Below are 26,721 nucleotides of genomic sequence, written 5' to 3'. Positions count from 1 at the left end.
AATCGTGACTCATGAACCCTCCGGGGTCCGTACGGTGAACCCGTGCACATCGCACTGTTCAGCGATTTCCATCCCGCGACGATCGGGGGGATCCAGTCCTCCATGCGTGCCCAGCGACGGGGGTTGGAACGGCTCGGGCATCGGGTCACCGTGTTCGCCGCGCCCACGCCGGAATCTACCGAACCGGACGCCGATCTGGTGGTTCTTTCGGCCCTAGCGGGTCTGCGCGTCAACGGATTCGCCGTCGTGGGGCCGACTCCGGCCACCAACCGGATGATCGACACGGAGTTCGCCGCACGGGGGCCGATCGATGTGGTGCACCTGCACACCACCTACGGCGTCGCGATCGCCGGGCTGCGCGCCGCGCGCCGCCACGGCCTGCCGGTGGTGCAGACGATCCACAGTCGCGACGACGTCTTCATCCAGCACACATCGCCGGTGCCCTACGTCTCGGCGCTGCTGTTGCGCGGCGTGCACGCGGGGCTGGTGCCGCACGGAACCGCCTTGCCCCGCGTCACGGAGACGCGGGCCGCCCGGCATGCCTGGCACACCATGATCGGACAGGCCCGGGCGGTGGATCGGGTGATCGTGCCGTCCGGGCATTTCGCGGAACTGGTGCGCGAGCACGGGTTCGAGCGTCCGGTCACGGTGCTGTCCAACGGCATCGCGGACGAGCTGCTCGACGCCGCACGCGCGGACGGCGACTCGCGAGCGCCGGCCGGAGGTCCACTGCGGGTGCTGTGGTGTGCCCGTCTGTCTCCGGAGAAACGCCTGCTCGAGGCGATCGAGGCGGTCGGCCGGGTCGAGAACTGCACGCTCGACATCTACGGCACCGGCGATCTGGCGGCGGTGGCGCGGTCGCGCATCGAGTCGGCCGGGACGGGCGGGCGAATTCGGTTGCACGGCGGGGTCACCCAGGCCGAATGCCTGGCCCGGATGGCCGAGCACGACGTGCTGCTGTTCCCCTCCAGCGGTTTCGACACGCAGGGAATGGCATTGCTCGAGGCGATCGCGATGGCGCTGCCGGTGGTGTACTGCGATCCGGAACTGTCGGAGACCGTGCCGGACGGCGGCGGCGTCCGCGCCGCCGACGCCTCGGTGCCCGCTCTGGCCGCCGCCCTGCGCGCACTGGCCGCGGACCCCGCGAAACTCACCGCGATGCGCGAGATCCTCGCCGATCATCGTGACGGCGCGCGGCAGTCGCGACTGACCGGAGATCTGCTCGCGCTGTACCAGGAACTGCTCGCTCCGACGACTGAATCGATTCGGCCTGTGTCCCAGCCTATTCCGACCGCACCGCACCGTCTTCCCCTGCTCGGCCACAGCGTGATCGTGCTGCGTGATGCCCTCGGCTTCGTGAAATCCCTGACCGCCCTGGGCCCGATCGTGCGCGTCTATCTCGGCCCGCGCCCCGCCTACGTGCTGACTACCCCGGACCTGGTCCGCGCCGTCGGTCTCGGCGAGGCGGGCACGTTCCACCGCGACGAGCTGGCCGAAACCATGCGGGAGGTGATTCGCGGCGCGTCCAACGTGCTCAGCGGCGAACCGCACGCCGTGCGCCGGCGCATGATCGCGCCCGCGCTGCGCCAGCGCCGGATCAACGAGTACGCCGTCATCGCGGCCGATCTGGTGAACAAATGGGCCGGCGGGCTGCCCGTCGGCCGTCCGGTGGATCTGGTCGAGGAAGCGAACGAGCTCGTGCTCGACATCGTCTCCGCCACTCTGTTCACCGCGGACTTCAGCGGTCCGGCCGAACAGGAGGTGCGCCGCCATATTCGCTGGCTGCTGAAGCAGGTGATCGTCCGGGCCGCACTGCCCGCGCCGGTGCGGCGGCTACGTTTCCTGGCCAATCGCAAGTTCTCCGCCAAGGCCGCTGCGCTGCGCGCCGAGATCGGGGCGGTCGTCGCCGAATATCGGCGCACCGACCGGGAATTCCCGGATGTGGCCTCGGCGCTGGTCCGCCACGTAGACCCGGATAGCGGGGCGCGGCTCAGCGACGCCGAGATCGTCGACGAACTGCTGCTCATGCTGGCCGCCGGCGTCGGCTCCACCGCGTCGATTCTGGCCTGGGTCTGGCACGAGGTGCTGACCAATCCGCCGGTGGAGGCCGAATTACGCAGGGAGCTCGACGATTTCGTCGAGCACGGCCAGGTGCGCCCCGACCAGGTAGCGTCGCTGCCGTACCTGCGGCTGGTCATCCTGGAGACGCTGCGCTACTGGGCGCCGTGGGTGAGCACTCAAACCGCCGACGGCCCGGTCCGGCTCGGCGGGACCACATTGCCCGACGGCGCGACCATCGTCTACAGCCCCTATCTGATCCACCACAGCGAGCACTTCTATCCGGCGCCGGAAACCTTCGATCCCGACCGCTGGTTCCCGGGCCGCGTCGGTGAGATCGACAAGAAGGCCGTGCTTCCCTTCGGTGTCGGGGCCCGGCACTGCCCCGGCAACACCTTCGCGCTCATGGCCATCACCCTGGCCACCACGGCGCTGTTCGCCAACTGGCAGCCGGTACCCGATCCCGAGCATCCGGTGCGGGCCACGACGCGTGACTTCGTGCCCGCGCCGGATCGGCTGCCGGTCACCCTGACCAGAGTGCGAGGGCGATGAAGCTCAGATAGCACAGCAGGGTGAAGGCGACCGCCGGGAGCACCGGGTGCTCGATGTCCCGGCCGCGCAGGAACCGCCAGGTGGCCCCGACCGGAATCACCAAGAGCGCCACCGGAATCCATTCCAGTGGCACCGGGGCCGCCAATGCGGGCCGCAGCAGGAGCAGATAGGCCGTGACCGCGCCGATCGCCAGCAGCAGGGCGACGACGGCGCTGCCCGCCGGGCCCAGCGGCTGCGAATAGAGCAGCTCCCCGGGCCGGTCTTCGCGCGCGGTCTTGCGAACGACCTCGAAGCTCAGGAAGACACCGGTGGAGACCAGAGCCACCGCCGTCGCGCGCCCGCTGGGCTCGATATCGCCGGTATCGATGGCGGAGAGCAAGACGTAGGCGATCACCAGCAACTGGATCGGGTAGGTGATGGCGAGATTGAGCAGGATCCCGGTACGCATCCGCTCCGAACCTCGCTCCATCGCCCACAGCGCCAGCCCGTAACCGAGCACGGCGGCGATCGTGAGCGCGGAGCGCACCGACAGGGCCAGGCTCAGCGCGATCGACACTGCACCGAGAACCCCCATGGCCCAGCGTAATTCGGCTGCCGAAACCGCACCCGTGACCAGCGGCCGGTCCGGATTGTGGACCCGGTCGTAATCGAGATCCTTCTGTTCGTCGAGCATGCGCAGATACAGCAGGGCGATGGCGACCACCACGATCCGGACGACCGTCGCGCCGCTCGGCCGCCACGGCGACTCCGGTGGCGCGACCGCCGCGGCCATGCCCTCCAGCGCCAGCACCCAGATGATCGCGTACACCAGGTAGTGCGGCTTGTACATCACCCTGGTGAACCGGGCCAGGCGGGCGATCGAGACGAACAGTCCTGGCGCGGTGCCGGTTTCGGTCACGCGCCGTCCCAGCGGTTCCACCGGGTGACCTCGGCCGCCGCGATGCGCGGGCCCGGGGCCGGTGCGCCGGGCCGCAGATGCGCCACCGGCAGCAACGCGACCTGGGTGACCTCGTCGAACGGGATACCGAGCAGGCCCGCGACCTCCCGTTCGAAGGCCAGATGCGCGGTGGTCAGCGTCGCGCCCAGACCACGAGAGTGCAAGGCCAGCAGCAGATTCCAGACCATCGGATAGACCGAACCGTAGAAACTGGCCAGCCGCACCGGCGATTCGGGCGGGCGGCCCGGCACACAGACCAGCACCAGCGCGGGCACCTCGGGCAGATGCTCGGCCAGGTATCGGCCAGAGTCCAGATCACGCAGCTGGTCCGGGCGGGGTGTACGACCGGAGAGGTTGGCGGCGAACCCTTTTCGGTAGTACTCGGCGACCGCCTGCTTGACCGACGGATCCGTGAGCACCAGAAACCGCCACGGCTGTCGATTCGTCCCGCTCGGCGCGTGCACGGCGATATCCAGGCAGTCCAGCAGTTCCTGCCGCTCGACCGGACGCGTCAGGTCCAGGCGCCGCCGGAAGGCCCGGGTGGTGGTCAGCAACTCGGTCTCCATCACGGCTTCCCGTCCGGATCGGTGAGCACCGGGTCGGTGCCGAACTCCAGATCGACCCGGGCCGCGACCGCCCCGGCCTGCTCGAGCGAGCACCGCACCACCAGCGGATCGACCTCGGACTCGACGATCTCGGCGACACACTCGGCCGGCCGGTCCAGCTCCACGAAACGCTCGAAACCACTTGCGACGCTGACCAATCGGGGTAGATCGGGCAGCAGGGTGAGTGCGGTCTGACGTGCGGCCTCGATCAGCAGACTGCCGGGCACGTGATCGAGCTGGTGGTCGAACAGGAACGGGTGCGCGAGATCGGCGACCAGGCCGGCCCGGGCGATGCGCCCGGCGTGGCACGGCGGGCCGATCACCACATTGCGCGGATTCTCCCGGCCCACCACGTCCGCGGGCGCGCGTTCGGCCACCGGGCCCGGCCCCTGGAACTCACCGAGCCCCAGGCTGTTCCGGAAACCGGCGCGCATGGCCTCCCAGCGCTGCGGCGTGGTCCAGGAGAAGGAGCCGTCCACCGTCATCATGGGCGCGCCGGCGCAGGCGATGTCGAGAACCAGGTCCAGACCGTGCGGCACGCCCTGGTGCAGATGCCGCCCCGAAACTCGGACGGTCATGACGAGATCGGCCGGCGCGGTACCGGTTTCCCACACGGCGGTGTCGCTGCCGGTGCCGTTGAAAGTCCGCACGATGAACGCCATCTCCGGCGGCACGCCGAAGAACTCGTGGGTCACCGCGATCGACGCCTGCCGGGCCGCCTCCATCACCACCAGCGGATCATGGCGCAGCCCGAGCGCGCTCGCGTGATCGCCGTAGTAGGCGTGCATCCGGGGTAGCTGCGCGCCGACCAGGAATTCCTCCGGCCCGATCCGGTCCAGCGAGGTCACGAACACCTCCGACACCGCGCACCGATGCGCGAGCACCCGGGACACGGTACGCAGATGTGATGCCGCCACCGCCGAGGTCTGGGTCATGATCGGCCCTCCATCCAGGTTTTCGCCGTCACCGGCGGTAGTGTCTGCGGCCCGCTGCCGGTCCGCATCGGAAGGACATAGGAGCCGAGCACCAGCACCGACCAGGGGTCGAGCTCGTGCCCGGCGGCCCACGCGTCGTAGAGCAGCCGCGCGCAGCCGGCGTCGGACAGTTCCGGCGCGACCGGCACATTCGCCGCGCCGAGGTCGCGCCGCAAGCGCGCCACCGCCGCCGCACGCTCGAAACTCCGCGCGGGTGTCACCGCGTAGAGCTCCCGCGCGAGTTCGCGGGCCCGCGCCGCGCCGTCGGTGGCGTCGGTACATACCCGCCTGCGGGTGGCCTCGTCGAAGAAGATCGCGAACTCGCGCAGCACATCGGCCGGATCGTCCGGCGAATGCACCAGGTTCAACAGGAAGTTGTGCTGTCCGAGCAGATATCGCAATTCGCCGGGCTGTCGTTTACGCGGATCCGTGGGCCCCTTGGCCGCGGTGAGCCGCACCGAGACCGGTAGCGCATCCGCCTCGCCCCGCACCACCAGCACCAGGGCGTCGGAGATACCGACCAGCAGGTCGGCCAGCCGCCGCCGTTCGGCCGAGGCGATATTCCAGGCGAAGTACCAGATCGCGCGTACCAGGTGCCGGTTCACGGCGCAGCGGTGCGCGGCCACCACCTCGAAATCGTTGTGCGCCAGCCATTCCAGGGTCGGTTCGACCGCGCGGGCGACCACTGCGTCCGGTTTGAGCAGCAGCAGGGAATGATCGCGCGCGAACGCGGCCGGATCGATGCCGAGATCGCGGAGCTGGTCCACCGACTCCTGCACATAGGTGTCGGCGGCGTAGACCTCGGCTTTGGCCGCCGACGGAGTCAGCGCGCCCAGTAGCGTATCGCCGGCCGCGGTCACCGGGCGGCCCCCTCGACCTCGCCGGGCAGCGCGCCCAGGTAGCCGGATTCCAGGCAGTAATCGAGCAGCACGCGCAGATACTCCTTGCCGGTCGGCGGCGACGGGCGGCCGAGCAGGATATCGGCCCGGGTGGTGTCGAAGGTCAGCTTGCGCTGGAAGTAGCTGGTGTAGCGCGAGCCCACCCGGCGATAGGCGGTGCGCTCGGTCTCCGCGAGTGCGCTTTCGTCGAAGGCGGTGTCGGGCACGAAGGTGGCCACCGCGAAGGACGGGTACTCGGCAAGCACGTCGGAGATCTCGCGCAGCGAGAGCGCGTCCCGGCCGAGCGCGTGCAGGGTGCGGCCCGCCGCCGAGTCGAAATCCAGTGCGGCCGCGGCGATCACGTCGGCGACATGATCGATGGGTGCCAGCGCCAGGGTGGCGTCGTAGCGGCCGGGCAGCGTCCGAAGGCGGCCCTGGACAATGTGTTTGACCACCGAGTACAGATTCTTGTAGTCCCGGATGACGCCGGTGCCGGACGCGCCGGTGACGATGCCCGGTCGCACCACCACCCAGTCCACCTCCGACGCGCGCACCAGCTGCTCGGCCCGGAACTTGCTCTCCTCGTAGCCGTTGGCGAAACTCTGGCCGACATCCAGTTCGTCCTCGCCGACGACGCCACCGCGCGTGCCGCATACATACGCGGTACTGATGTACACCAGCGGCACATCCCAGTCGCGGGCCAGCTCGATGGCGTGCGCGGTGCCGCGCACGTTCAGTTCCTCGTAGTCCGCGGGGGCGGCATTGAACGACGTGGTCGCCGCGCTGTGCACGATGATGCCCACCCGCTCGGCCAGCTCCGTCGCGTCCCGCTCGAGCAGCCCGAACCCGGGCAGCCGGATATCGCCGGAGACCGCGACGCCCGGCTCCAGCACCGTGCCGTCATTACGGGTGATACTCGAATCCTTGTGCAGCAGTGCGGTGATCGGCCGCCCGGCGGCCGCCAGCCGGGCCACCACCTCGGCCCCGACCAATCCGCTGGCGCCGGTCACCAGCGCCGTCTCACGCAGGCTCATGCGGTTCCTCCCGACCGTAGGTGCGGCTGCCGGCCACCGGTGGTCAACAGATCGCGGGCTTCGTCGAGCGGCAGCTCGGCGTCCAGATAGGCGGCCAGGCGCAGCCATTCGTAGCTGATGGCCAAGGTGCGGCTCCACTGTTCTCGGGAATCGAAGGAGGACGGGAATCCGCCGGCCGATCCGCCACCGGCGACCCAGCGGACCAGCCCGGCGAAGTCGTCGAGTACCGCCAGCACCGGCTCCGGCTCGACGCCGTCACGCAGTATCCGCGAGAAGCGCACCCGCTGCGCCGATTCCAGCGCGGCGAGCAGATCGGCTCGGCGCAGCGTATCCGAGGGCAGCACCCGCCGCAGCGTCTCCAGCGGCGCGACATCGGCAGGCAGTGGATGAATACCATAGGTGGACAGCAGGATTCGCACAGTCATGGCAATCAGGCGATGCGCGGCGAGATCGGCGACCGCGCCCTGGCCGTCGGCCACCGCGCCCGCCAGATCCTCGCGAGCGTTCTCCAGCACGATATTCGACCACACCACGTTCATTCCGCAGGCGATGAACCGCTGCGCGGGCAGCGGGCACAGCGTGGCGATCTCGTCGTCCAGCGCCGCGCCGGTGAGTCCCAGCGCGGGCGTCAGGCCGCCCGGCACCGGGGTGTAGGGCCGCAGCGGCTTGCACATTGCCAGCGCCGGTTCGATCGAACCGGCTCCGCGCCAACGCAATCCGACCAGGCCCAACCGCACGAAGGCGGCAAGCTCGACCCGGATATCAGCGTCGGCGGCCGCCAGCACGGCGCGGACCGACCGGCCGAACACCACCGAGCGCCAGGCGCGGGCGGCACGGGCGGACAGAACGAACACCTCACGGTCGTCGCGCAATACATGCACCCGCTCCCCGAGGGGCCAGGTGGTGACACCGGGTACGCGGGCGAACAGCACCTGATCCGAATCGTGGGTGATGTCGTCGACGCCGAGCGCGGCGGCCAGCTCCCACACCCGCTCCCACACCGAACTCTCGCCTCCCGGCGCGTCCTCGGCGGGCGGGGTCCGGTCGGGCGGGGACCAGACATCGAGGTCCGACAGTGCGCGACAGGCCGCGATCAGCGGATCGTCGGCCATCCGATCCAGTTGGTGCGGGAGCCATTTCGTCTCCAGATAGGTCTCGCCGCGTCCTGCCGCCCATCCCTTGATCGCCTGGAGCAACCCGTCGCGCGCCCACCCGGTGGCCTCCGCATCCGCGCCCAGCGCGCGGAGCGCGACCGCGTAGCGCAGCGCGTGGGTGGCGCGAACGGTCCACCACCCGGCCAGGCTCGCCGCGAAGCGCGGGTACGGCACGAGGGCCCGCAGTTCATCGAGATCGACCGCACCGGACCGGATCTCGAGCGCACGAAGGAAGCGCTGGCACCGGTTGAGCAGATCCTCGTCGAGATCAGCGGTCAGACGCCGCAGCTGATCGCGCAGCTGACCCACCGAGCGAGTGCGCACCTCCACCCGCCGCCCGTCGACGAACAGCACAGCGGGCAGCGTCGGCATATCACCATCGCCCGGCACGACCACCAGGAAATCCACATCCGATCCGGCATTGCCGAACCCCTCGGCCAGCGAACCCTCCAGCAGGATCGCCGAATCCTCCGGTACCGCGACGACGTCCAGGGTCCGCTCCAGCAGTTTGCGCGCCCACTCCGGGGCCGCGTTGTCAGGACGCATCGGTCGTCTCCTCCTCGGACAGCACGGTCACGGTGCCGGCCGAACCGTCGACCCGCACCCGCATGCCCGTGCGCACCTTCTTCGTCACATCCTTGACCTGCACGACAGTCGGCACCCCCAGTTCCCGCGCGACGATCGCGACATGGGTGAGCGGGCTGCCGCGCTCGATCACCAGCGCCGACGCCGACGGCAGCGCGGCCACCCAGCCCGGATCGGTGCGATAGGCGATCAGGATGCCGCCCGCGATATCGCGCGGCTCGTCCACCAGCACCGCGGCGCCGGTGGCGCTCCCGGCGGCCGACGGCGTGCCCGCCAGCACCGTGCCGGGTGTGGCGGACGGGATCTCGGTGACCGGCACCCAGCCCTGCCCGGCCAGCTCCGCCCGGCCGAAACCGGACCCGATGGTCACGAAGCGAGCGGGTGCCACCAGCTCGCTGTCCTTGGCGCGCTGCGCTTTTCGAGCGGTGACCAGATTGCGCAACCCGGCCGGGTCGGCGCCCTCGTAACAGCCGCGCAGCTCCTGGACGGTCAGGTAGAACACGTCGCCGAACTCGTCGAGCACGTCGCGGGCGACCAGATCACGGCCCATCGTCCGGATCATCCGCTTCACCACACCGAACGCCCTGGTGCGACAGAACCGCACCCGCTCACGATGCGCGGCGCAACGGGATACCTTGGCGCGCAACCGTTCGTAGATGCGCCGTCGGATGCCGCGCAGATGGGTGTCGAGATAGTGCTCGGCCTCCGCGCGCCGGTCGGTGCCCGCGTCCGGTCGCCCGTGCTGCCGCAGCGAGGCGAGGGTGCTGCGCACCATGATGAACAGGCTCGCCGGATCCTCGCGCAGATCCGGCGTTTCCAGCTTCAGCTCGTCGAGACTGCGGTAACCGTATCGGTCCAGATAGTCCCGCACCGCCGCCCGGAATTCCGGATGGTCGCCGAGCCGGTCGTAGACCTGTTGCGGCGGAGTCGACTCGACGAGTTCGGTCAGCACCGGGTCGGTGCCGACCCGCTCGGCCAGGGCGGTCATCGCGCGGGCCGGCTCGGCCGACTCGATATCGGCGCCCGGGCCCACCACCGTCAGCGCCAGCCAGTCCGGCGCTTTCGGCAGCAACAGCTTGGTCAGCCCGAACAGCAATCCGGTGCAGGTCAACAGGATCGCGTCGAGCACCATCAGCGGGCCCCAGCGCTCGACCAGATCCCGATCGACCTCCCGATAGGCGCGATAGGCCTGCGGACCGGACATTCCGGTGTAGTCCAGCGCGTCGTACTCGTCGTAGACCCGGTAGAACTCGCTCAGGAACCGCTCGACCATGGCATCGATGCCGAACAGCCGCCGCAGGTACACCACCGTGGTCGCGGTCCGCGCCCAGACTCGGCCGAGCCGCGTACGGAACGTGAAGGGGCGCAAGGTGGTGGCGATATCGTCGGCGAGCGGCTCATCCACACCCAGCGCCGCCTCGAGCACCTTGCGGTTCAACGGATACCCCGGCGCGATGCCGACCATCCGATACCAGTGCAGCAGGTTGTAATACACACGGCCGTGAAAACTGCCGAGCAGCACCGGAGTCCACGCCCGCGTCTGCCGCAGCTGCCGGCCGCGCACCCGCAGTGACCGCGCGTACCCGTCGTACACCCGACCGTAGATCTCGGCGGCGGTGCTGTAGGTCAACGGCGAGGTGATGCCGCTGAAACTCTCGATGATGTTGGCGTTGTCCCAGATTCGCAGCTCACCCGCGGGCACGGTCTCCCCCGCCCCCTGGATGACGGCGGCGGCCCAGCGGGCGTCCACACCGCCGCGCACCGCGGTGGTGATCGGCCGCGATTGCAGCACCCAGATACCGGTGTCGTCGATCGCCCACTCGATGTCCTGCGGTGTGCCGCGGTCACTTTCGAGTCGGCGGGCCAAGGTGGTGAGCTCGGCCAGCTCCGCCGCGGTGAGCACTGGGCGCTCGCGCTCCTCGGGATCCACCGCACGCACCTGACAGCCCTGTTCGGGAGCGGGCGCATACCGGCGGTCCTTGTCGCCGACGATGGTCTCGAGCACCGCGCCCGTCGATTTCCGCACGATCACCGAATCGGCGTCCACCGCGCCCGAGACCAGCCCCTCGCCGAGCCCGTACACCGCGCTCACCACGACCTCGTCCGGCGCGCCGGTGATCGGGTTCGCGGTGCACACCACGCCACTGGCCCGGGCCGCCACCAGCCGCTGCACCACCACGGCCGTACCGCCCGCCCGGGGCTGGCCCTGGGCGAAGCTGTAGCGGATGGACCGGTCCGAGAACGCCGAGGCCCAGCAGTCGCGCACCCGCTCCAGCACCGCCGCCACCCCGTTGACGTTCAGGTACGAGTCGAACTGCCCCGCGTAGGAGTGCTGCGCGCCGTCCTCGGCCGACACCGAGGACCGCACCGCCACCGCACCGGCCCCGAGTCGCTCGTACCCGCCGCCGATCAGCGCGCGCATCCCCGCGGACAGCTCGGCCGCTCCCACCTGGGCCCGCAGCGCCGCGCCCGCCGCCAGCGCCCGGTCCAGATCGTCGAGCGCCGCGAACTCGGCCACGGCCGCCGCCAGCCCCGCCTCCTCGGCGAAACACTCGAAGACATCGGTGCCGAACACCACCCATTCCGGCACCCGGAAGCCACCGTTGTGCACACTGTGCAGTCCGCGTGCCTTGCCGCCCGCCAGCGCGGTGATCGTCGCCTGGTCGGTCCATGGGCCCAGTACCTGCACAGCGTCTCCCATCACCCCGAACCGGGGCGGAGTAGGGCACTCGACCGAAGCGACGACACAGCTCACGACCCAGCCGAGCGATACCGAGGGGTTGTGTTTTGGTATATCCGATAATCGTCCGCGACGTTAGCGCGCGAGGTCGGGACGGACACCCGTTATGCTGCCACCAGTCATGCGGGGGTTTGTGAGGAGTGATTCGGGCGTGGGTTGGACATTCACTCCGGACGAGTTCGCCCACCTGTGGCGCGAGACCGAACTGGATCGGCACCCGTATCCGTTACGCATCCTGGAGACGCCGCGCACCGAGGACGCCGCGCACCAGCTCCGGCTGCGCCTGGAACAGCGGCTGCCCCGCGGCGGCGACCCGGACCTGTCCGCCTGCCTGCGCATCCTCGCCGCACCGCACACCCGGATCGTGGCCATCGGCGGCGGTCACACGCCCGGCACCGAACTGCGCCTGCTCGCCTGCGTGGTCTACGACCGCGCCGTACTCGCCGTCCAGGAACCCGGTACCCGCGCGGATTTCGGTGGGCGCGTGCACATCTCGATCGGCCGCAGCGACAAGATCGGCACCCGGATCGCGGCGCGGCTGCCGAAAACGCCCGCCGGACACGAGCCGTCCCGGGCCGCCGCCGCCAGCGCCGTCCGCGACGCCGAATCGGCCACGCCGCACCCGGGCGCGAGCCCGATCCGCAAACTGCTGCTCAAACCCCATAGCGCCGAAGGACATATCCGGATCGAACCGCGGCTGGACCGCGACGAACCCACCCCGCCGATTCACTACACCTGGATCGATGTGCGCGGCGACGGCCGGTATCTGATCAAGGCGGGCGACACCGTGCACATCGTGCCCGCCTCCGCCGAACAGCTCGCGGGCCAACTCCAGAAACGCATTCCGGTCCAGCTGCGGTGAGCACCTCGATGCTTGGCTAAGCGCGGGTGCTTGCGGCTAGTCTGGGTCCGACCGAGAGTTAGCAGGGGTGCGTATGACGATCGAGACCAGCCGAGCCGATATCGCCACGTTCCAGCAGCAGGCGCAGGCGGGCACCGTCAAGTTCGATCCCGCGGCGGCCCGGCGCTGCGCGGAAATGTATCAGCACGAAGCGGATCGGCTGGTGCACCTCAAGCAGCGACTCGAAGCCGTCGCCGACCTGCCGGGCTACGGCGGTTTCCACTCCGCCCGCGAGCTACAGGCCGGATTCGGCGCCAAGGCGCGCGAGGCCGCCGCCCTGCTGGACAGCTACATCGAGGCCGCCTACGCCATGCAGGCCGCGTTCCTGACCAGCGCCGGACTCTACGACGAAGCCGACGCCGCGAACGCCGCCGCCCTGCGCGCGCTGGAAGCGAGCATGGCATGAGTGGCAGCGACCCGAACTACATCACCTCCATGGAACATTTCGAGTCCATGACCCACGAGCAGATCTACGCGGGCACCCAGCAGATCGACGCCGCCGAGATCGCGCGCGCCTCGGTCACCTGGCTGGAAGCCGCCGGCACCCTGGCCACCGCTTTCCCGCTCACCCGCGCCAGCGCCGACCGGGTCATGAACTCCATGGCCTGGGAGGGCGCGGCCGCCGAGGCAGCCTACGCCAGCACGCGCAGCTTCGCCGCCTCCGTCGATGAACTCAGCGGGATTCTGGGCCAGGTCGGCGCCCGGCTCGGCGGGCTCGCCGCAGCCGCGGAAGCGGTCAAGGTCGCGGTGGTGCCGCCCGGTGGTTCCGGGCCGGTCGGCGCGATCGCGCGGCTGCTCGAGGCAGCCAATGTGATCAGCGCGCAGCTGGCGCAGGAGGCGCTGCGGCAGGAAGCCGTGCTCGCGATGAACATGGTGTACAAACCGGCCTACAGCCTGGCGGGGACCGGCGTGCCCGCGCTGCCCGCACCGCCGGTGATCCCGGGGCTGACGGATCGGCCCACGGTGACCCCGGAGCCGGATTATGATCCGCCACAGTACCTTCCACCGTCGGACGCCACTCCGGATCCGGAACCCGCCCAGCCCGACCCGACGCCGTCCGAACCCCAGCCCGCCCCGTCGACACCGCAACCGTCTCCGGAACCGACTCCATCGACGCCGCAGCCGAATCCGGAACCGGAACCATCGACACCCCAGCCGAGCCAGCCGGAGCCGAGCCCGACCGCACCCCAGCCTGCTCCACCCACGCCGCAGCCGGAGCCCAGTGCACCCGCGCCGCAGCCGAATTCGCCCGCACCACAACCGGAGCCGAGCCCGACCGCACCCCAGCCTGCTCCACCCACGCCGCAGCCGGAGCCCAACACACCGGCGCCGCAGCCCGAACCGAGCTCGCCGACACCGCAACCGGCCCCCGTATCACCCGCACCGGAACCGACAACCCCGGCTCCGCCCCCGCAGCCCGCACCCGCCACCCCCGAACCGCAGCCAGGTCCCCCGAACCAGATCCCCGATGCCGCCCCGGTTCCGGCTCCCGCCCTTCCCGATCCCGGTGGGCAGCCCGGTGTCACCGGCCCCATCCCGGCGGACCCGAACCAGCCGACGCCCACAGCCAATCAACCAGGTCTTTTCCCATGAGCCAGGAGAGCAGCGACATGACGAAGGATGCTCCGCTGGTCGCCGAGGTCTACCCGAATCTGGCCGACGAATTGGTCGAACTGCTACAGGCCGCGGGCGAACACCGGCTCGCGACCAGCATCGGGGAACTGCCGCTGGTCGGCGAATGCACCTGCCGTGACGATTTCTGTCAGAGCCTGCGCACCGCGCCGCATCCTGAGGGCGAACCGTACGGGCCCGGCCACCGCTGCGTGCCGCTGCGGTCGACCGACGGCATGCTCGCGCTCGACGTGGTCGACGATCGGATCATGTACGTCGAGGTACTGCACCGCGCCCCGCTGCGGCCCACCCGCTGATCGCCGACCGCACCCGACCACCTGGCGACTGACCTCGGTCGGCGATAAATTCCTCCGGACCACCCCGGCTGATCGGAGGCGCCGACCAAATCCTGCGGCTGCCCGCTGATCTCAGAGGCCGACCAGATCGTCGGCGTGAATGACCGGGCGGCGCATGGTTTCCGGGAGATCATGGGTGGAACGACCGAGCATGGTGGCCAGTTCGGCGCTGTCGTACTCCACCACGCCGCGCGCGACGATCCGATCGTCGGCGGCGACCAGATCCACGACATCGCCGCCGGAGAACTGGCCGCGCACCCCGGTGATCCCCGCCGCCAGCAGCGACCCGCGCCGCTCGGCGACCGCACGCACCGCACCGTCGTCCAAGAGCAGCGCCCCGCGGCTGTCCGCGGCGTGCCGCACCCAGAACTTGCGGGCCGACAGCCGACCCGGACGAGCCGCGAACGCGGTGCCGACCGTGCCCGCCGTCAACGCCACATCGGCTTCGGCGGCGGCGGCGAGCAGCACCGGCACCCCCGCGTCGGCGGCGAGGCGCGCCGCGGACAACTTCGACGCCATCCCGCCGGTACCCAAAGCCCCACCGCTACCGGCGATTACGCCGTCGAGGTCGGCACTGCCGCGCACCTCGGGGATGAAACTGGCCGCACCCTTGCGCGGATCGCCGTCATAGAGCCCTTCGACATCCGACAGCAGCACCAGCGCGTCCGCGCCGACCAGATGAGCGACCAGCGCGGCCAGCCGATCGTTGTCGCCGAACCGGATCTCCTCGGTGGCGACGGTGTCGTTCTCGTTCACCACCGCGACCGCGCCGAGCGACCGCAGCCGGTCCAGGGTGCGCTGCGCGTTGCGGTGATGTTCCCGGCGGGCGAAATCGTCGGCGACCAGCAGCACCTGACCGACCGTGCGGCCGTAGCGCGCGAACGAGGTGCCCCAGGCATGCGCCAGCGCCAGCTGACCCACGCTCGCCGCCGCCTGCTTGGTCGCCAGATCCCTTGGGCGACTGGATAATCCGAGCGGAGCCAGCCCCGCACCGATCGCGCCGGAGGACACCACCACCACATCGGAGCCCGCGCGCATCCGCGCCTCCACCGCGTCGGCGAGGCGATCCAGCCGCTCGGTGTCCAGGCCGCCTTCCAGGCTGGTCAGCGCCGAGGACCCGATCTTGACCACCACACTGCGCGCCGAGGCGATCGCATGGCGAGCCGGGCTGAGTCCGGCGGGCGAGACGGCCGCGGAGAACTCCGAATTCACCTGCGTCACAATCGAACTCCCTTACAGCAGGACCGACGCCGAGCGCCGTGAACTACTTCGTGTCCCGTTTGATCTCGTTGCCGTCCTCGTCCACCAGGCCACGCCGCACCCGCGAGGCGTGCTTGCGTTCCGAGGCGCTGATCCGGTCGTTGTGCTCCAACCGGATATCGGTGCCGCGCCCGGTCGGCACGATCTCCACACCCGCGGAGATCTGCGGCTCCCACTCGAAGGTGACATCGCCGATGGTGACCGGGCAGCCCGGCTCCGCGCCCTGCTTGACCAGTGCGTCCTCGACACCGAGGCGAGCCAGCCGGTCGGCCAGGTAGCCGACCGCCTCGTCGTTGTCGAACTGGGTCTGGCGCACCCAGCGTTCGGGCTGGGTCCCGCGCACGATGAAACCGCCCGGCTCCTGCGGATCCGCGATCACGCTGAACCCGGAGGCGTCGACCGCGATCGGACGGATCACCTGCCGCTTCGGCGCGGCCTTGGGATGCGCCTCGCGGTACTCGCGCACCATATCGGCGAGCGCGAAAGTCAAGGGCCGCAAGCCCTGTCGCGTCACCGCGGAGATCTCGAACACCGGCCAGCCGCGCGCGGTGAACTCGGGAGTGACCATCTCGGCCAGTTCGGCCGCGTCCGGCACATCGGTCTTGTTCAGGATGACCACGCGCGGCCGGTCGGCCAGATCACCGAGACCGGTATCGGCGGCCAGCTCGGATTTGTAGGCGGCGAGTTCGGCTTCCAGCGCGTCGACATCGGACACCGGATCCCGGCCCGGCTCCAGCGTCGCACAGTCGACGACATGGGCGAGCACCGCGCAGCGTTCCAGATGGCGCAGGAAATCCAGGCCCAGGCCGCGGCCCTCGCTGGCGCCCGGAATCAGACCCGGCACGTCGGCGATGACGAAGGTGGTGTCACCGCTCTGCACCACACCCAGATTCGGCACCAGCGTGGTGAACGGATAGTCCGCGATCTTCGGCTTGGCTTCCGAGAGCACCGAGACCAGCGAGGACTTACCGGCCGACGGGAACCCGACCAGACCGACATCGGCGAGCGACTTCAGCTCGAGCACGACATCGAGTTCCTCGCCGTCCTCCCCGAGCAGCGCGAAACCGGGCGCCTTGCGCGCCTTGGAGGCCAGCGAGGCGTTGCCGAGGCCGCCGCGCCCGCCGCGGGCCGCGATGAACTGGTTGCCGGGCCCGACCAGGTCCGCTAGCACCTCACCGTCCGAACCCAGCACCACGGTGCCATCGGGCACCTTCAGCACGAGCTCACCGCCGCGCTTGCCGTCCCGATTGCCGCCCTCGCCGGGCTTGCCGTTCCCGGCCTTGGCATGCGGGTGGAAGTGGAAGTCCAGCAGCGTGTGCACATTGGAGTCGACCTCGAGGATGACGTCGCCGCCATTGCCCCCGTTGCCGCCGTCCGGCCCGCCGAGCGGCTTGAACTTCTCCCGGTGCACCGAGGCGCAGCCGTGGCCACCCTTGCCCGCACGCACATGAAGCACGACACGGTCGATGAATTTGGACATAGGCCGAATCATCCTCCTCTTGGCTCAACGTCCCCTGAGGGACAGGCAGTGCGGACACAACAGTGATATGAACAGCAAAGCGGGCCAGGGCATGCAACCCTGACCCGCTTCAGTCTGCGTCGGAACGGCTAGGCGGTCAGGCCTCCACCGGCTCCGGGACGACGATGTTGACGGTCTTGCGGCCACGCTTGGTGCCGAACTGGACCGCGCCCGCCGCGAGGGCGAACAGGGTGTCGTCACCGCCACGGCCGACGTTCACGCCGGGGTGGAAGTGGGTGCCGCGCTGACGGACCAGGATCTCGCCGGCGTTGACGGTCTGACCGCCGAAGCGCTTGACGCCGAGTCGCTGGGCGTTGGAATCGCGTCCGTTCCGGGAGCTGGACGCGCCCTTCTTGTGTGCCATAGCTGATTCTCCTCGGGATGTCTTACTTGATGCCGGTGACCTTGATGACCGTCAGCGGCTGACGGTGACCCTGGCGCTTGTGGTAGCCGGTCTTGTTCTTGAACTTGTGGATGCGGATCTTCGGGCCCTTGGTGTGCTCGACGACCTCGGCGGCCACGGAGACCTTGGCCAGCTTCGCGGCGTCGGTGGTCAGCTCGGACCCGTCGACGACGAGGACCGGGGACAGCGCCACGGCAGTGCCCGGCGCGCCCTCGATCTTCTCCACCTTCACCAGGTCACCGACCGCGACCTTGTACTGCTTTCCGCCGGTCTTGACGATTGCGTACGCTGCCATCGGTCGGCTTCCTCCACTCGAATGATGTACGTGCTGGGTCACGCCGCAGGGTGCGACGCGAGTACTTCTTGGCTGGTTGCTGCACGGGGCGCGGCATCTGTTTCGTCGAGACGAACAGCCACGCGCATCGCCAGGCAGCGACCGACCAAGGCTACCAGACCCGGGGTGCCGGACCCAATTCGCGGGTCCGGCAGCCAGCTGGCAACCCTGGCCTATTCGACCGGCGGTCCGGCCGGTCGACCGACGGCCCGTCGTCGCGGCTTGCGCTGCAACAGCTCGGCGGGCACCGGATCCGCGGCGAAGTCGGCGACCGGGGCGGCCGGTTCGTCCGCGCTGGAGAGCACGAACACCGCACTCGAACTGTCGGCCGCGGGCGCGGCGGCCGAACGAGCCACCCGCCTGCGCCGGGACGGACGCGTAGCCGGGACCTCCGGCACACCGTTGGCAACCGGTTCCCCGGCAGACTTCGGCTCGGCAGCGGGCTCCCACTTCGCGGATTCCGCCGCCTTCGGCTGCTGCTCGGGGGCGGGCTGCGCCTCGACCGGCTGCTGCTCGGCAACCGGCGGCTCCGGCACCGGCCGCTCTTCCACCACCGGCTCGGCGGCGGTCTGCTCGACCGGCGCTGCGACGGCCACCGCCTCCTCGGCGACCGTCGCGACGGCCTCCTCGGTCACGGCGACGACCTCGTCGGCCTCCACCTCGTCGTGCTCGTGATGCGCGGCCATGGCCAGCGCCACCGGATGGGCCCGCTTGACCGCGATCTGCTCGTCGGACTCCTCCTCGACCGGCGCGGCGCTCGGTGCGGCGGCGGCCGGTGCGGCATTGGCAGCACCCTTGTCCCGGCCGCGGCGACGCCGCGAACCCGGCTCCTTGCGACCGGCACCGTCCTCGGCGGCGGCCGACGGCTCCACCGGATAGTTGTGCACCACGATGCCGCGACCGTGGCAGTGCTCACAGGTCGTCGAGAAGGCCTCCACCAGACCGGTGCCCAGCTTCTTGCGCGTCATCTGGACCAGGCCCAGCGAGGTCACCTCGGACACCTGATGCCGGGTGCGGTCGCGGCCCAGCGCCTCGGTCAGGCGGCGCAACACCAGATCCCGGTTCGATTCGAGCACCATGTCGATGAAGTCGACGACGATCATGCCGCCGATATCGCGCAGCCGCATCTGGCGCACGATCTCCTCGGCCGCCTCCAGATTGTTGCGGGTGACCGTCTCCTCCAGGTTGGAGCCGCCCGCGCCGGTGAACTTGCCGGTGTTGACGTCGACCACGGTCATCGCCTCGGTGCGGTCGATCACCAGGGTGCCGCCCGAGGGCAACCACACCTTGCGATCCAGCGCCTTGGCCAACTGCTCGTCGATCCGGTAGGTCCCGAAGACGTCCACGCCGTTGTTCTCGTGGCGCTGCACCCGGTCGAGCATGTCCGGCGCGACGGTGCGCACGTAGTTCTCCACCGTCTTCCAGGACCGCTCACCCTCGATGACGAGCCGCGAGAAATCCTCGTTGAACAGATCGCGCACGACCTTGACCAGGAGATCGGGCTCCTCGTACAGGGTCTTGGGGCTGCCGGACCCCTTGTCGGCGGCGGCCTTCTCGATGGTGCGCCAGGTGGCCTGCAACCGCTCCACATCGCGCGCCAGCTCGTCCTCGGCCACGCCTTCGGACGCGGTGCGGATGATGACGCCCGCGTCGGCGGGAACGATATCGCGCAGGATCTCCTTGAGCCGCTTGCGCTCGGTGTCGGGCAGCTTGCGGCTGATCCCGGTGGAGGTGCCGCCCGGCACGTACACCAGGAAGCGTCCGGCCAGGCTGATCTGGGTGGTCAGGCGAGCGCCCTTGTGCCCCACCGGATCCTTGGAGACCTGCACCAGCACCTGATCGCCGGGCTTGAGCGCCTGCTCGATCTTGCGTTCCTTGCCGCCGAGCCCGGCGGCCTCCCAGTTCACCTCACCGGCGTAGAGCACGCCGTTGCGGCCGCGGCCGATGTCGACGAACGCCGCCTCCATCGAGGGCAGCACGTTCTGCACCTTGCCGAGATAGACATTGCCCACCATCGACGCGGAACCGGTATTGGTGACGAAGTGCTCGACCAGGATGTCGTCCTCGAGGACGGCGACCTGGGTGGTGATCGGGTGATCGGCGCCGCCGACACCGGCGAAGTGCTTCTCGCGCACCACCATCACCCGGTCCACCGCTTCGCGGCGGGCCAGGAACTCCGACTCGGTCAGGATCGGCGGACGACGCCGACCGGCCTCGCGGCCGTCGCGCCGGCGCTGCCGCTTGGCCTCGAGCCGGGTGGAGCCGGTGATGCCCTGCACCTCGTCGACATTGCGGCTGCGGCTCTTGTTGCGCGGCTCGCGCTCGTGCACGACGGTGTTCGGCGGATCGTCGTCGGCGGACTCGTTCTCACCGCCCTCACCACCGACCTTGCGGCGGCGGCGACGCCGGCGGCGACGGGTCGAACCCTCGCCGGTCGACTCGTCGTCCTCGCTGTCGCTGTCGGTGTCGGCCTCGGCGGATTCGCCGTCGGCGGACTCGGCGGCGGTGTTCTCCTCGTCGGAGTCGCCGTCCTCGCCCTCTCCCTCGGCGTGCTGCTCGCCCCGGCCGCGACCGCGACCGCGCCGGCCACGCCGACGGCGGCGCGGCTGGTCGCCGTCACCGCTCTGCTCGGCATCGGTCTCGTCCTCGGCGCCGGCGTCCTCGACCTCCTCGGTCTCCACCGGCGGCTCTTCGTCGCGGCGTGGCGTGTCCTCGGTGCGCCGGGACCGGCGCTGCTTGCGCACCTGCTCCACCGCGGACGCGTCCGGCGGCAGGAACAGCGGCGCGGCGACCGACGCGGCGGCCTCGAACACCACCGGTTCGACGACATGCGGTTCGTCCCGTTCGGGATGGGTGAACAGCTGCATCGACGGCTGGTGCGCGGGTTCGGTCGACGGGGTGTGCGGTTCGCCGTGCGGTGCGTCGGGCGCGGAGAACAGCAGTCCGGCTCCGGCCGCGGGCGCGGCCTCGGGCTCGACGGCAGGCGGCGCGGCCCCGGTATCGGGAGCGGGGGTCTCGGTCTCGGGTGCGGCCAGCGCGTCGCGCACGGACTCCGCGACGGCCCGATCCACATTCGACTGCGCGCTACGCGCGTCGGAACCCAACTCGGTGAGTTTGGCCAGGATGCGTTTGCTCGTCACTCCCAGCCGCTTGGCAAGCGCATGAACTCGGATTCGCTCCGGCAATTGATCGGCATCCTGTGATGTTGTTTCCAGCGGCTCTTGATCGGCCACGAAGTCTCCTCGGGCCCCCGGGCGCGTCCCTCCCGGTATGGAGTAACGCGGCCGACGCGGGGGCGCTGTCCGTTCACCTCACATCGGTGATGTGAGGTCCTGTGGTCTCGCACCGCGTGCCCGGTGACCGCCAACGGTTCTCGTCGGTCGGGCTCACCGGTTACGCGGCGCCTGGCTGTTGGCTGAACTCCGCGGGGTGAGCGTTCATCCAGCATGCCGACGCGAACATCCCCGCCCCGTTCGGGCGTGGACATCCGTGGCAGCGATGATCGGCATCGAACCGCGGTGTCATCCGGTTACCCGGCACCGATAATTCGCGTACCTGCGCGAATAGTCGGCGCCTGTGGCAACCACTGCCAGTATCCCACACCGAGCATCGCCCGTTCGCCATCGGCGCAGACCCAACACGCCGACAGCGACTCTGGAGCGCACCCGATGCGCGGGATGAATCAGGCCGGGAATTCCGGGAACCAGAGGGTGATCTCCCGCTTGGCGGATTCGGGGGAATCGGAGCCGTGCACCAGGTTGTACTGGGTTTCCAGGCCGAAGTCGCCGCGGATGCTGCCGGGGACGGCCTTTTCGACGGGGTCGGTGCCGCCGGCGATCTGACGGAACGCGGCGATGGCGCGCGGGCCCTCGAGGACGGCCGCGACCACCGGGCCGGAAGTGATGAACTCGATCAGCGAGCCGAAGAACGGCTTCTCGGCGTGTTCGGCGTAGTGCGCCTTGGCTACCTCATCGGACACGTTCTTCTGCTCGAGCGCCACGATCTTGAGGCCCTTGCGCTCGATCCGGGCGAGGATCTCACCGGTCAAGCCGCGCGCAACGCCGTCCGGCTTGACGAGTACCAACGTCTGTTCAGTCACGGCGACAGCATAATGGGCGGGTGGACTAGGCCGAGCGCTGCGTGCGCTGGCTCGGCAGCAAACCCGCCTCGATCCGGCGGCGCACATCGTTGCGCAGGATCAGGATGAAGCCCCAGACCACCGCGAACAGCACGCCGATCACGCCGATCGAGGGATGGAAGAACACCCCGAGCAGCACCAGCACCTGCAGTCCGAGATTGAACGGCATGGCCCAGGATCGGCCCTGCACGCCGGCGCCCAGGATCATCAGCACGGCCAGCACCACGCAGTAGGTGCCCGATACCCAGGTCACCCCGCCGCCCACCGCGCCGAGCACGGGCAGCGCCAGCAACACCACGATGGCCTCGAGGATCAGCGTGCCCGCCATGACACCGCGGAATCCCTTCCACGGATCGGTGGCGGGTTCCGGTACGGCTTTCTCGGCTTCACTCACTGCGAAACACCTTTACGCTGGGTTCTTTCCGAACAGGGAGCGGGCCGCGCCCGCGGTCACGACCGAACCGGTCACCACGACGCCCGCGCCGGAGACCATCTCCCCCGCCTCGCCCGCTTCCTCGGCGATCGCGATGGCGGTCTCCAGGGCGTCGGGCAGACTGTCGGCGGTGACGACGCGTTCGTCGCCGAATCGCTGCACCGCGAGGTTGGCGAGGCTGTCGACGTCCAGCGCGCGCGGTGAGCCGTTGGTGGTGACGACGATCTCGTCGAAGACCGGTTCCAGCGCGTCCAGGATGCCCGCGGCGTCCTTGTCGGCCAGGACCGCGACCACGCCGACGAGCTTGCGGAAATCGAACTCCGCGGTGAGTGTCGCGGCGAGGGCCTGCGCGCCGTGCGGATTGTGCGCGGCGTCGATGAAGATGGTGGGCGCGTTGCGCATCCGCTCCATCCGGCCGGGGCTTGCCACGCTCGCGAAGCCCGCGCGCACCGCCTCGAGATCGAGCTGACGGTCTTTGCCCGCGCCGAAGAACGCCTCGACGGCGGCCAGCGCGAGCACGGCGTTGCGGGCCTGGTGCTCGCCGTGCAGCGGCAGGAAGATCTCGTCGTAGACACCGCCGAGGCCCTGGAGTTCGAGTTGCTGGCCGCCGACCGCGATCCGGCGGGCCAGTACCCGGAACTCCGCGCCCTCGCGTGCCACGGCCGCGTCGACCTCGACGGCCCGGCGCAACAGCACCTCCATGGCCGCGGGATCCTGCTCGGCGATCACCGCGACGGTGTCGCGCGGGACCAGCAGGTCGGCCGGGGCCCGCTTGATGATGCCCGCCTTCTCCCCGGCGATGGCGGCGAGATCGGACCCGAGATAGTCGGTGTGGTCCAGCCCGATCGGGGTGATCACCGCGACCTGGCCGTCGATCACGTTGGTGGCGTCCCAGGTACCGCCCAGGCCGGTTTCCACCACCGCCACGTCGACCGGCGCTTCGGCGAACGCGGCGAACGCCATGCCGGTGAGCACTTCGAACTTGCTCATCCGCGGGCCGCCCGCGTCGGTGGACTGCTTGTCGATCATCTCGATGTAGGGCTCGAGTTCGCGGAAGGTCTCCACGTATTTCGCCGGGGTGATCGGCTGGTTGTCGACGCTGATCCGCTCCGTCGCCAATTGCAGGTGCGGGCTGATGATCCGGCCGGTGCGCCGATGCAGCGCGCTGAGCAGCGCGTCGATCATGCGGGTGACCGAGGTCTTGCCGTTGGTGCCGGCGATGTGGATGGCCGGGTAGCTCTGCTGCGGCGAGCCGAGCAGGTCCATCAGGGTGGCGATCCGGGTGAGCGACGGCTCGATCTTGGTCTCCGGCCAGCGCTGGTCGAGTTCGGCCTCCACCAGCGCCATTTCGGCCAGGTCGACCGGCGACGGCCCCGCGTCCAGGCGCGCGTCGGCGAACCGCCGCTCGGGTTCGGGGTTGTCGTCGTAGTCGTGGCCCTCGCCGTCGGTCACTTGCCCTCCAGTTCGGCCAGGCGCGCGGTGATCCGGTCGACCTCGCCGGCGGCGACATCGCGGCGGCCCTTGATCTTGTCGACGACGTTCTCCGGCGCCTTGGCCAGGAAGGCCTCGTTGCCCAGTTTGGCGGTGGTCTGGGCCAGCTCCTTCTCGGCGGCGGCCAGATCCTTGGCCAGGCGGCGACGTTCGGCGTCGAGGTCGATACTGTCGGAGGTGTCGAGTTCGACGGTGACGGTGCCCGTGCCGAGCCGGACCTCCAGTGACGCGGTGGCCGCGAAGTCCGCTTCCGGTTCGGTCAGCCGGGCCAGGTTCGTCACCGCGTCCTGCTGCGCGGACAGGTCGGCGGCGTCGAGCCCGATCAGCTTGGCCGCCACCTTCTGCTTGTCGGCCAGGCCCTGGTCGCTGCGGAAGCGGCGGATCTCGGTGATCAGGCGCTGGGTGTCGGCGATGCGGCGGTCGGCGACCGCGTCGGCGGCCGCCCCGGAAACGGTGGGCCAGCTGGCGATCACGATGGATTCGCCGCCGGTCAGCGCCTGCCACAGCGATTCGGTGACGAACGGTATGGCCGGATGCAGCAGGCGCAGCAGCGAATCCAGCACCGTGCCGAGCACGACCCGGGTGCTGGCCGCCCGCTGTTCGGAGGCGGTGAACTGCACCTTCGCCAATTCCAGGTACCAGTCGCACATTTCGTCCCAGGCGAAGTGGTACAGGCCCTCGAACGCCTTGTTGAACTCGTAGCGGTCCAGGGTGGCGTCGGTCTCGACGATGACCTCGTCGAGCCGGTCCAGGATCCAGCGGTCGGCGTCGGTCAGGGTGTCGCGGGCGGGCAGCTCGCCCGGCTCGGCGCCGTTCATGAGCGCGAACTTGGTGGCGTTGAACAGCTTGGTGATGAAGCTGCGCGAGGCGGTGACGTGCGGGGTGCCGACCGAGAGGTCGCCGCCCGGCTGTGCGCCGCGAGCCAGGGTGAAGCGGGTCGCGTCGGCGCCGTATTCGCTGATCCAGTCCAGCGGGTCGATGCCGTTGCCGCGCGACTTGGACATCTTCTTGCCGAACTGGTCGCGGATCAGGCCGTGCAGGAACACATCCCGGAACGGCACCTGCTTGTCCGTCTTCCCGGCGGTGAGCACGGGATCGTCGGAGACGAACATGCCGAACATCATCATCCGGGCCACCCAGAAGAACAGGATGTCGTAACCGGTGACCAGCACGCTGGTGGGATAGAACTTCGCCAGTTCCGGTGTGGCGTCGGGCCAGCCCATGGTGGAGAAGGGCCACAGGCCCGAGGAGAACCAGGTGTCGAGCACGTCCGGGTCCTGCACGAAGCCCTCGGGGGCCGTCTCGTCGGGGCCGACGCAGACGATCTCGCCCTCCGGGCCGTACCAGATCGGGATGCGGTGGCCCCACCACAGCTGACGCGAGATGCACCAGTCGTGCATGTTGTCGACCCACTCGAACCAGCGCGGTTCCTGGCTGGCCGGGTGGATCTTGACGTCGCCGTTGCGGACCGCGTCGCCCGCGGCCTTGGCCAGCGATTCCACCTTGACCCACCACTGCATGGACAGCCGCGGTTCGATCGGCTCGCCGGAGCGCTCGGAGTGGCCGACGCTGTGCGTGTACGGGAACTTGCGCCCGACCACGCGGCCCTCGGCCTCGAGCCGCAGCCGGATCTTCTCGCGCGCCTCGAAACGGTCCATGCCGTCGAATTCGGTTCCGCTGCCGGCGATCTTGCCGGTCTCGTCCATGATGGTGGGCATCGGCAGGTTGTGCCGCAGGCCGAGTTCGAAGTCGTTGGGGTCGTGCGCGGGGGTGATCTTCACCGCGCCGGAACCGAATTCGGGGTCAACGTAGTCGTCGGCGACGATCGGGATCTGGCGGCCGGTGATCGGGTGATAGAGCGTGGTGCCGACGAGGCCGCGGTAGCGCTCGTCGTCGGGGTGCACGGCCACGGCGGTGTCGCCGAGCATGGTCTCCACCCGGGTGGTCGCCACGATGACGTGCGGTTCGGCGTCGTCGAGCGAGCCGTAGCGCAGCGAGACGAGTTCGCCGTCGACGTCCTTGTAGTCGACCTCGAGATCGGAGATGCCGGTCTTCAGCACCGGCGACCAGTTCACCAGGCGTTCGGCACGATAGATCAGGCCCGCGTCGTAGAGCCGTTTGAAGATGGTCTGCACGGCGCGGGAGAGCCCGTCGTCCATGGTGAAGCGGTCGCGGCTCCAGTCGACGCCGTCACCGAGGCGGCGCATCTGGCCCTGGATCTGGCCGCCGGATTCGCGCTTCCAGTCCCAGACCTTGTCGATGAACAGTTCGCGGCCGAAGTCCTCTTTGGTCTTGCCGTCGACGGCGAGCCGCTTCTCCACCACGGTCTGGGTCGCGATGCCCGCGTGGTCCATGCCGGGCAGCCACAGCACCTCGTAGCCCTGCATGCGCTTGCGGCGCGAGAGTGTGTCCATCAGCGTGTGGTCCAGGGCGTGGCCCATGTGCAGGCTGCCGGTGACGTTCGGCGGCGGCAGCACGATCGAGTACGGCGGCTTGCCGCTGGCCGGATCGGCGGCGAAATAACCAGCCGCTACCCAGCGCTCGTACATCGCACTCTCTACCTGGCTGGGGTCCCAGCTCTTGGGGAGGGCGTCGGCACGATTCGGCTTATCAGAGGCTGCGCTGGTCACGCAGGCATTCTAGTCGTCGGCACCGGGGCCGATCGCCGCCAGCCCTCCGCCGGACATACAGAAGGCGCGGTCTTCGGTGGATGAGGGACACCGAAGACCGCGCCTACCTCTGCGAGCTTACCGGCGAT

21 protein-coding genes are annotated in these 26,721 nt (G+C 69.8%); 5 read left to right on the top strand and 16 right to left on the bottom strand.

The genetic code is table 11. From position 1 onward, the window contains the following. Positions 1–42 precede the first annotated feature (42 nt). Positions 43–2,610 (top strand): cytochrome P450, encoded by a 2,568-nt coding sequence (locus ACFVMC_RS16005; protein ID WP_379210867.1) that lies wholly within the window; start codon positions 43–45, stop codon positions 2,608–2,610. Here the strand turns inward: ACFVMC_RS16005 and ACFVMC_RS16000 are convergent. Genes ACFVMC_RS16000 through ACFVMC_RS15970 form a run of 7 tightly spaced genes read right to left on the bottom strand, consistent with a single transcriptional unit; the run spans position 2,582 to position 11,478 of the window. Beyond that, complete coding sequence (locus ACFVMC_RS16000; RefSeq protein WP_379210865.1) at positions 2,582–3,508, bottom strand: hypothetical protein; 927 nt, start codon at positions 3,506–3,508, stop codon at positions 2,582–2,584. The two genes, ACFVMC_RS16005 and ACFVMC_RS16000, sit on opposite strands and share 29 nt — an antisense overlap. Further along, positions 3,505–4,113, bottom strand: coding sequence for a nitroreductase family protein (locus ACFVMC_RS15995; protein ID WP_379210863.1), 609 nt, complete (start codon positions 4,111–4,113; stop codon positions 3,505–3,507). The genes ACFVMC_RS16000 and ACFVMC_RS15995 overlap by 4 nt, the downstream gene beginning before the upstream one ends. After that, positions 4,113–5,087 carry a ScbA/BarX family gamma-butyrolactone biosynthesis protein gene (locus ACFVMC_RS15990; RefSeq protein ID WP_379210861.1) on the bottom strand — a complete coding sequence of 325 codons (975 nt, stop codon included), beginning with the start codon at positions 5,085–5,087 and terminating at the stop codon, positions 4,113–4,115. The genes ACFVMC_RS15995 and ACFVMC_RS15990 overlap by 1 nt, the downstream gene beginning before the upstream one ends. Further along, positions 5,084–5,986 carry a nucleoside-diphosphate kinase gene (locus ACFVMC_RS15985; RefSeq protein WP_379210859.1) on the bottom strand — a complete coding sequence of 301 codons (903 nt, stop codon included), beginning with the start codon at positions 5,984–5,986 and terminating at the stop codon, positions 5,084–5,086. The genes ACFVMC_RS15990 and ACFVMC_RS15985 overlap by 4 nt, the downstream gene beginning before the upstream one ends. Beyond that, on the bottom strand, positions 5,983–7,038 hold the full coding sequence (locus ACFVMC_RS15980; RefSeq protein WP_379210857.1) for an SDR family oxidoreductase: 1,056 nt from the start codon (positions 7,036–7,038) through the stop codon (positions 5,983–5,985). The genes ACFVMC_RS15985 and ACFVMC_RS15980 overlap by 4 nt, the downstream gene beginning before the upstream one ends. Further along, a complete protein-coding gene (locus tag ACFVMC_RS15975) occupies positions 7,035–8,738 on the bottom strand; it encodes a hypothetical protein (RefSeq protein WP_379210855.1) in 1,704 nt (567 codons plus the stop codon). The genes ACFVMC_RS15980 and ACFVMC_RS15975 overlap by 4 nt, the downstream gene beginning before the upstream one ends. Continuing rightward, on the bottom strand, positions 8,728–11,478 hold the full coding sequence (locus ACFVMC_RS15970) for a phosphoenolpyruvate synthase (RefSeq protein ID WP_379210854.1): 2,751 nt from the start codon (positions 11,476–11,478) through the stop codon (positions 8,728–8,730). Before ACFVMC_RS15970 ends, ACFVMC_RS15975 begins: the two co-directional genes overlap by 11 nt. 190 nt (positions 11,479–11,668) lie before the next feature. On the opposite strand from ACFVMC_RS15970, the gene ACFVMC_RS15965 reads away from it, so the two are divergent. From ACFVMC_RS15965 to ACFVMC_RS15950, 4 genes are all read left to right on the top strand, one after another. Continuing rightward, on the top strand, positions 11,669–12,379 hold the full coding sequence (locus ACFVMC_RS15965) for an ESX secretion-associated protein EspG (RefSeq protein WP_379210852.1): 711 nt from the start codon (positions 11,669–11,671) through the stop codon (positions 12,377–12,379). A gap of 73 nt (positions 12,380–12,452) precedes the next feature. After that, a complete protein-coding gene (locus ACFVMC_RS15960; protein WP_379210850.1) occupies positions 12,453–12,824 on the top strand; it encodes a hypothetical protein in 372 nt (123 codons plus the stop codon). Continuing rightward, positions 12,821–14,011, top strand: coding sequence for a hypothetical protein (locus tag ACFVMC_RS15955; RefSeq protein ID WP_379210848.1), 1,191 nt, complete (start codon positions 12,821–12,823; stop codon positions 14,009–14,011). The genes ACFVMC_RS15960 and ACFVMC_RS15955 overlap by 4 nt, the downstream gene beginning before the upstream one ends. A 17-nt stretch (positions 14,012–14,028) precedes the next feature. Next, a complete protein-coding gene (locus ACFVMC_RS15950; protein WP_379210846.1) occupies positions 14,029–14,346 on the top strand; it encodes a hypothetical protein in 318 nt (105 codons plus the stop codon). Between the two features lie 111 nt (positions 14,347–14,457). On the opposite strand, the gene proB is transcribed toward ACFVMC_RS15950, so the two are convergent. The 9 genes from proB to ACFVMC_RS15905 all read right to left on the bottom strand — a co-directional run bounded on the left by proB (position 14,458) and on the right by ACFVMC_RS15905 (position 26,593). Further along, the gene (proB, locus tag ACFVMC_RS15945; RefSeq protein WP_379211526.1) at positions 14,458–15,537 is read right to left on the bottom strand and encodes a glutamate 5-kinase; all 1,080 of its coding nucleotides are present in this window, start codon (positions 15,535–15,537) and stop codon (positions 14,458–14,460) included. A 112-nt stretch (positions 15,538–15,649) separates the two neighbouring features. Next, complete coding sequence (obgE, locus tag ACFVMC_RS15940; RefSeq protein ID WP_379210844.1) at positions 15,650–17,125, bottom strand: GTPase ObgE; 1,476 nt, start codon at positions 17,123–17,125, stop codon at positions 15,650–15,652. A 136-nt stretch (positions 17,126–17,261) separates the two neighbouring features. Beyond that, positions 17,262–17,528 carry a 50S ribosomal protein L27 gene (gene rpmA / locus ACFVMC_RS15935; protein ID WP_379210842.1) on the bottom strand — a complete coding sequence of 89 codons (267 nt, stop codon included), beginning with the start codon at positions 17,526–17,528 and terminating at the stop codon, positions 17,262–17,264. Positions 17,529–17,550: 22 nt separating this feature from the next. Beyond that, complete coding sequence (gene rplU / locus ACFVMC_RS15930; protein WP_379210840.1) at positions 17,551–17,862, bottom strand: 50S ribosomal protein L21; 312 nt, start codon at positions 17,860–17,862, stop codon at positions 17,551–17,553. Between the two features lie 212 nt (positions 17,863–18,074). Next, positions 18,075–21,134, bottom strand: coding sequence for a translation initiation factor IF-2 N-terminal domain-containing protein (locus ACFVMC_RS15925; protein WP_379210838.1), 3,060 nt, complete (start codon positions 21,132–21,134; stop codon positions 18,075–18,077). A 449-nt stretch (positions 21,135–21,583) separates the two neighbouring features. Then, a complete protein-coding gene (ndk, locus tag ACFVMC_RS15920; protein WP_379210836.1) occupies positions 21,584–22,000 on the bottom strand; it encodes a nucleoside-diphosphate kinase in 417 nt (138 codons plus the stop codon). A gap of 25 nt (positions 22,001–22,025) precedes the next feature. Continuing rightward, positions 22,026–22,367 carry a DUF4233 domain-containing protein gene (locus tag ACFVMC_RS15915; protein WP_379211524.1) on the bottom strand — a complete coding sequence of 114 codons (342 nt, stop codon included), beginning with the start codon at positions 22,365–22,367 and terminating at the stop codon, positions 22,026–22,028. A gap of 78 nt (positions 22,368–22,445) precedes the next feature. After that, positions 22,446–23,819 (bottom strand): bifunctional folylpolyglutamate synthase/dihydrofolate synthase, encoded by a 1,374-nt coding sequence (locus ACFVMC_RS15910; protein ID WP_379211522.1) that lies wholly within the window; start codon positions 23,817–23,819, stop codon positions 22,446–22,448. A 101-nt stretch (positions 23,820–23,920) separates the two neighbouring features. Beyond that, positions 23,921–26,593: a valine--tRNA ligase gene (locus tag ACFVMC_RS15905; RefSeq protein ID WP_379210834.1), complete on the bottom strand. Its 2,673-nt coding sequence runs from the start codon at positions 26,591–26,593 to the stop codon at positions 23,921–23,923. Positions 26,594–26,721 lie beyond the last annotated feature (128 nt).

The organism is Nocardia sp. NPDC127579, assembly GCF_042672005.1.
Taxonomy (GTDB): Bacteria; Actinomycetota; Actinomycetes; order Mycobacteriales; family Mycobacteriaceae; genus Nocardia.
This window is presented reverse-complemented; position numbering and strand designations above follow the sequence as displayed.

What these genes read in the sequence shown, in the direction of transcription:
- rpmA (WP_379210842.1), bottom strand. Translation starts at nt 17,528, where the DNA reads ATGGCACACAAGAAGGGCGCGTCCAGCTCCCGGAACGGACGCGATTCC.
- ACFVMC_RS15975 (WP_379210855.1), bottom strand. Translation starts at nt 8,738, where the DNA reads ATGCGTCCTGACAACGCGGCCCCGGAGTGGGCGCGCAAACTGCTGGAG.
- ACFVMC_RS15995 (WP_379210863.1), bottom strand. Translation starts at nt 4,113, where the DNA reads ATGGAGACCGAGTTGCTGACCACCACCCGGGCCTTCCGGCGGCGCCTG.
- obgE (WP_379210844.1), bottom strand. Translation starts at nt 17,125, where the DNA reads ATGTCCAAATTCATCGACCGTGTCGTGCTTCATGTGCGTGCGGGCAAG.
- ACFVMC_RS15910 (WP_379211522.1), bottom strand. Translation starts at nt 23,819, where the DNA reads ATGGCGCTGGTGGAGGCCGAACTCGACCAGCGCTGGCCGGAGACCAAG.
- ACFVMC_RS15950 (WP_379210846.1), top strand. Translation starts at nt 14,029, where the DNA reads ATGACGAAGGATGCTCCGCTGGTCGCCGAGGTCTACCCGAATCTGGCC.
- ACFVMC_RS15955 (WP_379210848.1), top strand. Translation starts at nt 12,821, where the DNA reads ATGAGTGGCAGCGACCCGAACTACATCACCTCCATGGAACATTTCGAG.
- rplU (WP_379210840.1), bottom strand. Translation starts at nt 17,862, where the DNA reads ATGGCAGCGTACGCAATCGTCAAGACCGGCGGAAAGCAGTACAAGGTC.
- ACFVMC_RS15960 (WP_379210850.1), top strand. Translation starts at nt 12,453, where the DNA reads ATGACGATCGAGACCAGCCGAGCCGATATCGCCACGTTCCAGCAGCAG.
- ACFVMC_RS15980 (WP_379210857.1), bottom strand. Translation starts at nt 7,038, where the DNA reads ATGAGCCTGCGTGAGACGGCGCTGGTGACCGGCGCCAGCGGATTGGTC.
- ACFVMC_RS15915 (WP_379211524.1), bottom strand. Translation starts at nt 22,367, where the DNA reads ATGGCGGGCACGCTGATCCTCGAGGCCATCGTGGTGTTGCTGGCGCTG.
- ACFVMC_RS15970 (WP_379210854.1), bottom strand. Translation starts at nt 11,478, where the DNA reads ATGGGAGACGCTGTGCAGGTACTGGGCCCATGGACCGACCAGGCGACG.
- ACFVMC_RS15990 (WP_379210861.1), bottom strand. Translation starts at nt 5,087, where the DNA reads ATGACCCAGACCTCGGCGGTGGCGGCATCACATCTGCGTACCGTGTCC.